The following is a 7,404-nucleotide window of genomic DNA, read 5'->3' on the forward strand; positions in this document are numbered from 1 at the left end:
TTTATGGATATTATTATTTTTCTAATTTTTTATAAAAACATACACTAAGCAAACTTCCTTTAAATAAGGCTATTTTTCGTACAAGGGATTATTGCCTTCCAGTACAAAGACATTCAGCATGTTAAATAGGGCCATTTGGAGGAATAACTTTACTTAAAGCAAACGATATTTATGTTAAGATGTAGGTAGAATTGAACTTAATTAGGCCAGGTTTTTGTAAGATGGATTCGCATTCATTGAGAATTAAAATACTATCCTAACCAAAATCATATAGCATTTGTTATTGGTGTTCATATAAATACTTCATTTAGATTAATTATTAAAATGTATTCTAAACAAGGTTTATTAGTAAAAGAAACTGTACTCGTGGAAGGAGCTCCCAGTGAAATCGTTTACAGAAGGTTTTTAGGGAAACTAGCGTGGATAGATAATAATACATTTCAAGTGGCTTCAAATACAAGCCAATGGGTAGGGTCAATAACAATTAAATTTTGAGTTGTTCTTAAAATAAAAGGTGCTTTACTACAATAATAATCTTTAACAAAATGTCGTATTCCCTGAATAAGGATAAGGCCAATTTTTCATTAGGGCTATTTTCAACGTTAACAGTTTTGGAGAACACCATGTCTGGAATCTACGCAAACAATCTGTATACCATGTGAATAGATGTACAGATTGTTTGCGTATTTTTTTAAAAGTTTCATTTAGAGAATAGTTGAGATATATCGAGCAGCCGTCAGGACCACAAACACCACCATCGGTAGAGCCAAATGTTTTCAAAGTAGGTTTAATGCCTTCTTCTGCAATTTTTTCTAATGCTTCTTTAAATACCTCTTTTGGTTGAGCACCTGAAACAGAGTATTTATTGTTCATTACAAAGAATGGAACACCACTTATTTGCATGCTTCTTGCATCTTTGATGTCTTTTTGAACGTCAGCTAAATAAGCATTTTCATCTTCAAGAATGGACCTCACTTTCTCTTCATTAAGTCCAACTTCTTTTGCTAATCCAATTAATTGTTCATTGTCTGGGAGGAATTTATTTTCGCATGTTTTCATTAAAAAAGTCAAAAAAAACTCTAAATCGCATAGGATTTAGATGTTATAAGAAGATTCCGTTCGATGAACTCAGCTAATCCGTCATTTTCATGGTGTCCTGTAATAAAATCAGCTGCAGCTTTAACCTTTTCGCAAGCGTTCCCCATGGCCACACCAGTACCTGCATGACGAAGCATCTCTATATCATTGGGTCCGTCTCCAATGGCTACGACTTCACTTGGACTCATTCGAAATTCAGTAAGTAAGCTTTTAATGGCAGACCATTTGGAAACATTTGGAGCAACTAGCTCAAATCCGTCATTCCAATCGATGACTTCTGCTTCTTTTTTAAACAATGCGGATAATTCCGGACATGGTGCACCTGTTCGAACACTGTATTTAAGAACATCTTGATAATTTACTTGTCTTAAGTCACCAATATACAGTGGCGGAATTTGCCCAACTTTTGCCCAATAATCGATTTCTTTATTTGATTCCTTATAATAAATCCCATTTGCTGTATGGATGATAACATTACAAGGACTTTCAGCGGTCAAATTGTGGAAACGTTCTTCGTTTAATCGGACGGTCTTCATTTGAATCATTCTACCTGTCTCTGCATCGTGAATAGCGGCACCATTCAAACAGATCATCGGAGTTTGTAATCCAATTTCCTTATGGTAGGGAGCAGTTATGTCATAGTGTCGACCAGTGGCTAGAAAAACTTTGACTCCCTGATTAATTAGCTTATAAATGGCTTCTTTATTTCGGCTGGAAATGGAGTTTGAGGCTTTTAATAGTGTACCATCCATATCTATAAATATTGCACGCACATTCATTTATCTGCCTCCTCATTCGTTGATAAACCAATTGTATTATCTGAATATTAAAGCCAAGTAAATTCAATGTATAGATTTAGTGAAGAGTGGTGAGCAGTGGACGTTACTATGCAAAAAAAAGAGGGTTTGTATGTGGAAAGTAGGGAATAACCATGGTTAACTGGATGATTTTCCTTGGTTAAATTGGAAGATATATAGTTTTTACTCTTAAGAGGATATTGAATCCGTTATATTTATTAAATGACCCTATTTTAAGAGCTAAGCGGGGACACCAAGTACTCTAATTACGAAAAACTCAATGAAATTACTGCTTTTTTCAAAATAGCGGATCCTCTGACCCCAAACATAAGGAATTAACTCATTTTGTCACAATAAAAGGATCTGATGTCCGCTAAGTTCAGAATGAAATATCAAGAAATTAATGGTTATTTCATTTGCCTATGGTTCAGCAATTTTACATGCCAAAAGTAAAATATGTATAAAAAAGGACCAATCCTGTATGCGAATGGTCTGTTAATTTGTATGTTATTTTCAATGTTTCTCTACAAATACTGAACAACTATGAAAAATCCGACACATTTTTCTTTTTATTCATTATGCCAAATGGTTGCAAGTGTTCCTTCTCCAGCATGAGCAGCGATCGTGGAGCTTATTTCTCCGATGAAAATATCGAGATTAGGGAAGTGTGCTTTTATTTCTGAAGCGAGTTTATTTGCTTTATCCAGCACATTTCCATGAAGAATTTGTACTTGTAATATTGAATGCTTCTTATAGGATTCACCAAGCAGATCTAGCATACGTTTAATTGCTTTCTTTTCAGATCGAACCTTGTCGAAAAGTCCAAATTCACCATTTGTGTTTATTCGGATAATAGGTTTGATTTTTAGAAGACTGCCGAGTAAATAGGAAGTACCTGACATTCGTCCGCCTTTATAAAATTGATCAAGACTTCCTAGCAAAATATAATTTTCAGATTTGGCTGCTTCTTTCTGAAGAATTTCTGCGATATTTTTAGCAGGCATGCCGTCATTTAAAAGATTCATGCCTTTATATATTAAAGTCGTAATAGCATAGGACATCGATTTAGAATCGACTGTATCAACCGGAAAACCGGCAAGCGCAGCACCTGATAGACAGCTATTAATGGTTCCACTTAATTTTCCAGAAATATGAACGGCTATAGCTGAGTCATATTTACCTTTTAATTGTTCAAAAAGCTCCGCAAATCTCCCAGCTGAAGGCTGTGAGGTTTTTGGTATTTCTTTCGATGAACGAATACGGGAATATAGTTGATTTGTATTTAAATCTATCCCATCCTCAAATGTTTCATCGCCAAAAGTAATGGAGAGCGGGACGACATAAACATCAGGATGATTCCGCAGCTCATCTGTAATAAATGCCGTGCTGTCAGTAATCCAGGCTATCTTTTTGGTTGTCATAAATTCATTTGTCCTTTATCAAAAATTTACCCGCTGAAAGGCAATGCCAATATATTGAAACACATCGGATCCTTTTAAAAAAATGATTGTAAAATATCCATATTGAAAAAATAATACATACTAAACTATTGATCTTATTTGCCGGGCCTGTTTTATTATACACTAAATGTAAGCGTTTAAAAGACTCAATGATAAAATTCATTTTTTGCTCACATTTAAGCAAAAAACCCCTGAAAAATCAGGGGTTATGAATGGAATTTATTACGATTGGAGCTGTTGGGACCATTCCTCTACGTCCCAAACCTTCGTTACCCAGTCTTCATAGAAATCAGGTTCGTGGCAAACTAGCACGATTGTACCTTTATATGATTTTAATGCTCGTTTTAATTCTTCCTTTGCAACAACATCCAGATGGTTTGTAGGCTCATCGAATAGAAGCCAGTTGCTTTCATTCATAAGGAGCTTGCATAAGCGAACTTTTGCTTGCTCGCCGCCGCTTAATTGATTTAAAGGACGAGAAATATGCTCATTCTTCAAGCCGCATCGAGCGAGAGCAGCACGTACTTGATGCTGATCCATGGATGGGAACTCACTCCAAACATCATCAATCGGAGTGATGTTTCCAGCTTTTACTTCCTGTTCGAAATAAGAAGGGAAGAGGAAGTCTCCACGCTCCACTTTACCACTTATTGGCTTTATCTTTCCAAGCATTGTCTTCAAAAGTGTAGATTTACCGACACCGTTACAGCCGACAATCGCTATCTTTTCACCGCGTTCAATCGTGATTGACATTTTTGGTAATAAAGCATGTGTATAACCAATCTCAAAATCCTGCCCATCAAAAACATAACGGCTGCTTCCGCGGGATTCTTTGAAATCAAAAGTTGGTTTCATTGCTGTTTCAGGGCGATCAATTCTTTCCATGCGATCAAGCTGCTTTTGTCGGCTCTTTGCTCTGCCTGTCGTTGAATATCGCGCTTTATTTTTCGAAATGAAATCCTCTTGTTTCTTAATGAATTCCTGCTGTTTCTCATATGCATTAATATGCTGGTTTTTATTGATTTCCGCTAATTCTAGGAATTTATCATAGCTGGCTGTATAACGGGTCAGCTTCGAGAATTCCAGATGGAAAATGGTGTTTGATACTTGGTTCATGAATTCTGTATCATGGGAAATGAGCATGAAAGCATACGGATACTCTTTCAAATAATTCGTCAGCCAGCGAATATGCTCAACGTCCAAATAGTTGGTCGGCTCATCAAGCAATAGGACTTGTGGCTGTTCTAAAAGGAGCTTTGCCAATAAAACTTTTGTACGTTGGCCACCACTTAGTGCGGAAACGTCCCGATCCAGTCCGATGGCATCTAACCCAAGCCCGCGTGCTGCTTCCTCAATTTTAATATCAAGGGAATAAAATCCGCCTGCATCAAGACGATCCTGAATTTCTCCCATTTCTTCTAATAATGCTTCAAGTTCTTCAGGTGTTGCCTCCGCCATTTTTGAAGTCACTTCATTCAGAGCCTTTTCTTGTTCAAAAAGCGGAAGAAAAGCATCCTTTAGGACATCCCGCATTGTTTTTCCTGGTGTCAAAACTGTATGCTGATCAAGGTATCCATAATGAACATTAGGAGTCCATTCAACACGACCTGAATCATGAATTAATTGTTTAGTAATAATATTCATCAAGGTCGATTTCCCAACCCCGTTTGCACCAACTAAACCTACATGATCTTCTGCAAGTAATCGAAAGGAGACATCTTTAAATAGTGTTCTGTCACCAAATGTGTGACTTAATTTTTCAACATTTAATAAACTCATTATTAATCACCACTTCATCGAAAGTAATCCATTTTTACATAATACAAGATTTTTTCTTATAAAACTAGCATTTTTAGTAGCTAAGAAGGTGGAAAATGATTGGATATAAAGGGAAAAGAAATTTGATTGACAAAAATTCAGATGAACTTTGAACAAACCATTTATTCAGAAAAGAGGGGAATTATTTTATTTGAATATTTTCAAAAGAAAAAACCACATTATAAGTAATTTAATGAAAGGGGATGAATGATCATAAAAAAGGAGAATAATAAACCGGTTCCAAATGTCTCAGGAAGTTTTCAGATTGTCAGTGAAGAGCAAAAGAATTCTTTAGAAGAAACAATAGAAAATGGTGAATTAGACGAAGAAAGTTTGTATTACGCGAGAGTTTTTATGGAGGAGTAAAAAAACAGGCAAGCAAAAAGCACACCAAATTTAGTAAATAATCGGTGTGCTTTTTTATCATTTTGCTTATGACTAGAAAATTATCTTTCTTCCTTTACTTCAACTTCGATTTCATTCAATGGGATACCAATCGCATTTGCGACTCCTTCACCGTAAGCAGGATCCGCTTGATAGCAATGTTTAATATGGCGAATCTGAATATGTCTTTCAGCACCATTCATATTACGAGCTGTATTTTCAAACAATACTTGCTGTTGTTCTTTGCTCATTAAGTTGAAGAGACGGCCAGGCTGTTCAAAGTAGTTGTCATCATCTTCTCTAAAATCCCACTGACCGGCATCCCCTTGGAGAGCAAGGTACGGTTCTTTATACTTAGGTTGTTCTTTCCATTCACCATAACTGTTTGGTTCATAGTGAATGGTGCTGCCTTTGTTGCCGTCCACTCTCATTGCTCCATCACGATGGTAGCTGTGGAAAGGGCACTTTGGCTGATTAACAGGAATTTGATGGTGGTTAACACCTAAACGATAGCGCTGAGCATCTCCGTAAGAGAATAATCTGCCTTGCAGCATTCTATCAGGTGAGAAGCTAATACCTGGTACGACATTAGCTGGTGTAAAGGCAGCCTGTTCTACTTCAGCGAAATAGTTTTCTGGATTCCGATTGAGCACCCATTCTCCAACCTCGATGAGAGGGTAGTCCTTCTTATACCATACTTTAGTTAAGTCAAATGGGTTATCAGGATGATTTTTTGCTTGTTCCTCTGTCATCACTTGGATGTACATTTTCCATTTTGGGAAGTTGCCATTTTCGATATTTTCATAAAGATCTCTTTGATGGCTTTCACGATCTTTTCCAACAAGTAGTTCTGCCTCTTCGTCAGTGATGTTTTCAATGCCTTGTTGTGAACGCATGTGGAATTTCACCCATACTCGTTCATTTTGATCATTGATCATACTAAATGTATGGCTTCCGAATCCATGCATCGTACGGTACGACTTCGGAATTCCGCGGTCACTCATGACGATGGTCACTTGGTGCAATGCTTCAGGAAGTGAAGTCCAGAAGTCCCAGTTGTTGTTAGCGTTTCGCATATTCGTGCGGGGGTCACGCTTAACAGCATGGTTCAAATCAGGGAATTGCATCGGGTCTCTGAAGAAGAACACGGGTGTATTATTTCCAACGAGATCCCAGTTTCCTTCTTCCGTATAAAATCTCATCGAAAATCCACGAATATCCCGTTCAGCATCTGCTGCACCACGCTCACCAGCAACTGTAGAGAAACGTACAAACATATCTGTTTGTTTACCAATTTCAGAGAATATTTTAGCCTTTGTATATTTTGTAATATCATGGGTGACAGTAAACGTCCCATAGGCACCAGATCCTTTTGCATGCATTCGTCTTTCAGGAATCACTTCTCTGTCAAAATGAGCTAGCTTTTCTAGTAACCAAACATCCTGCAATAGGATCGGGCCTCTTGGACCAGCAGTCATCGAGTTCTGATTATCAACAACAGGGGCGCCTGCCGCAGTAGTCAATTTCTTTTGATTTTCATTATTCACGAAAAATTACCTCCTAGCATTTTTATTAATTTAATATTTTACTTTCTCACTCAATGATAACATTTATCAAAGGGAAATCAATATCAAATTATAATTAATTTAAATTGATAAATGTTATAAAGGTAATTAACATAATAACAGTGAATAGTAGTTATGAAGGCAGTGTTAAAATAAAGTAGCAAGTATTAAAAGAAACAGGCACTTAATAGCAACATTAATATATCTATATTTTCAAACTTGGACAAAAGAACTTCTTTTTTAAAACTAGAGACTTAAAAAAACATTGTGTTTTCAAGATCG

The 7,404-nt window shown here is 36.6% G+C and carries 6 protein-coding genes; 1 reads left to right on the forward strand and 5 read right to left on the reverse strand.

Annotated elements, in window-relative coordinates:
- Positions 1 to 537: 537 nt before the first annotated feature.
- The 4 genes from V7122_RS23840 to V7122_RS23855 form a co-directional block, all read right to left on the reverse strand.
- Entirely contained in the window at positions 538 to 1,071 is a 534-nt protein-coding gene (locus V7122_RS23840; RefSeq protein ID WP_335529661.1) for a DsbA family oxidoreductase, read from the reverse strand.
- 8 nt (positions 1,072 to 1,079) lie between these two features.
- Positions 1,080 to 1,877: an HAD family hydrolase gene (locus tag V7122_RS23845; protein WP_335529665.1), complete on the reverse strand. Its 798-nt coding sequence runs from the start codon at positions 1,875 to 1,877 to the stop codon at positions 1,080 to 1,082.
- 587 nt (positions 1,878 to 2,464) lie between these two features.
- Positions 2,465 to 3,316 (reverse strand): DegV family protein, encoded by an 852-nt coding sequence (locus V7122_RS23850; RefSeq protein ID WP_335346016.1) that lies wholly within the window; start codon positions 3,314 to 3,316, stop codon positions 2,465 to 2,467.
- A gap of 261 nt (positions 3,317 to 3,577) precedes the next feature.
- Complete coding sequence (locus V7122_RS23855) at positions 3,578 to 5,134, reverse strand: ABC-F family ATP-binding cassette domain-containing protein (protein WP_335490554.1); 1,557 nt, start codon at positions 5,132 to 5,134, stop codon at positions 3,578 to 3,580.
- Positions 5,135 to 5,380: 246 nt separating this feature from the next.
- On the opposite strand from V7122_RS23855, the gene V7122_RS23860 reads away from it, so the two are divergent.
- Entirely contained in the window at positions 5,381 to 5,539 is a 159-nt protein-coding gene (locus tag V7122_RS23860) for a hypothetical protein (RefSeq protein ID WP_335348506.1), read from the forward strand.
- Positions 5,540 to 5,619: 80 nt separating this feature from the next.
- Here the strand turns inward: V7122_RS23860 and V7122_RS23865 are convergent, their stop codons facing one another.
- Entirely contained in the window at positions 5,620 to 7,104 is a 1,485-nt protein-coding gene (locus tag V7122_RS23865) for a catalase (RefSeq protein ID WP_335529668.1), read from the reverse strand.
- Positions 7,105 to 7,404 lie beyond the last annotated feature (300 nt).

The sequence above is a fragment of the Bacillus sp. JJ1532 genome, assembly GCF_036965085.1.
Classification (GTDB): Bacteria; Bacillota; Bacilli; order Bacillales; family Cytobacillaceae; genus Cytobacillus.